This is a genomic window from Moorena sp. SIO4E2, assembly GCF_010671945.1.
In the GTDB taxonomy this organism is placed as follows: Bacteria; Cyanobacteriota; Cyanobacteriia; order Cyanobacteriales; family Coleofasciculaceae; genus Moorena; species Moorena producens.
This window is the reverse complement of sequence record NZ_JAAHIE010001180.1, coordinates 1-1,504: the sequence shown is the minus strand read 5'-3', so window position 1 is coordinate 1,504 and position 1,504 is coordinate 1. Positions and strand designations below refer to the sequence as shown.

Sequence of the window (1,504 nt, the reverse complement as noted above, 5' to 3'; positions counted from 1 at the left end):
ATCAGATAAACCCAAAAATGCAATGATGGTACTCATCACAATCTTGGGATTGCTATAGAAGTCTTCACTCTTCACTATTAAAAATTGTTCTCTCGGAAAAATCTCCATCCATCGTTTTAACTTATAGACGTAAAGACTTCCTAACAAATTATTTGGATGTCGATAACCGGTCTGTAATAGCTCTGATTCGGTTAAAGTTTGCAGTCGTTGCTTTTCTAGAGCTAGGGCATCTTCTAGAGTTCGCTTTTCTCGACCATGATAAAAATTGTGATAGTAACAAGAGATGGCGCGATCAACGGGATTTCTCAATAAAACAATGAGCTTAACCTTGGGGAAAAACTGAAACATCCGTTGGGCAGATTCAGTGCAGTCAAAATAATTAGGGCTTGCTTCCCCAGCTAAAAAATTAGGAGTGTCGGTAATGGATGGAAAATGGGCGAGATACCAATCAATCCCTTGATTATAATATTTACTGAAAAAATTTAACTCTTTTTTATGAGGAGACATAATTTGTGGATAACGACTCAGATACATATATAATGAAGATGTACCACATCTAGCCGCTCCAATAATCACGAAGTCTGGACCATGCTCTTTTTTAGGTTTCCAGTCAACCTCGGCCAGGTTGGGATTGGATGCAACTGCCTTTTTATAAGCGCTAGTTTGGTAACAGCTAATCGCCTCTTCAAGTTGCCCTTGCTCGGTTAGCACATCCCCTAAATTCCCCCAAGCCAGAGGAAAATCTGGTTCCCGTTCGATGCACTGTCGATAAAAGGTGATAAGTTGCTGTAACTGTTCTGATTCAATCCAGGTGTACTGTAGGTCTACATAAGCTCGCTTAAAACAGGGGTCAAGCTCAATCGCTTTTTGATAAGACTCAATGGCTTCTTTGAATCGACTTTGCCCTCTAAGGAGTTGACCTAACTGATGATAATCTTTAGCGCTAGAGTTGGGATTACTATCGACCAATTGTCGATAGTAGTTCATGGCTTGGTGATTTCGAGGATTATTCTCGACCGCCTGTTGATAAAGTGCGATCGCATCTTCCATCTTGCCCTGGGATTTGAGTATCTCCCCCAAACGATAGTAAACTTGGAGTAAATTGGGCTTTAACTGAAGCGCTTGTCGATAACAGGTGATGGCTTGGTCTGGTTTGCCTAGAGACCACAGCCTGTTGCCCAACTTAACATGCTCCTCTGGTTTAGCCCAATTCGGCTCTAGGGTGAGGGCTTGATACCAACACTCCGTAGCCTCGTCCTGTTGACCAGTCTGAGCGAAAACCCGAGCCAAGTTACGGTAAGCTCCAGCAAATTTGGGGTCAATTGCGATCGCTTTTTCGTAACATGCGATCGCTTCCGGCCACTGTTGCTGTTGAGCATACAGACTACCCCGATTATCCTGGTTTACCTATAGGGGAAATTGAGGGATTTTTAGCAGAGGTGGACACCAAAGATTATTTGCAGTTGGTAGCAGAATTTCGGAATTGGGTGAGGAAGGGTTAAAC

At 42.9% G+C, this 1,504-nt stretch carries 2 protein-coding genes; one reads left to right on the top strand and one right to left on the bottom strand.

The genetic code is table 11. The features are described 5' to 3' along the window. The coding region (locus tag F6K37_RS41960; protein WP_353839147.1) for a tetratricopeptide repeat-containing sulfotransferase family protein at positions 1 to 1,383 on the bottom strand (1,383 nt) is incomplete at its 3' end. Here F6K37_RS41960 and F6K37_RS41955 point away from each other — a divergent pair. Beyond that, positions 1,323 to 1,502, top strand: a complete 180-nt coding sequence (locus F6K37_RS41955) for a hypothetical protein (RefSeq protein ID WP_287257160.1) — start codon at positions 1,323 to 1,325, stop codon at positions 1,500 to 1,502. The genes F6K37_RS41960 and F6K37_RS41955 overlap by 61 nt on opposite strands. Positions 1,503 to 1,504: the final 2 nt, after the last annotated feature.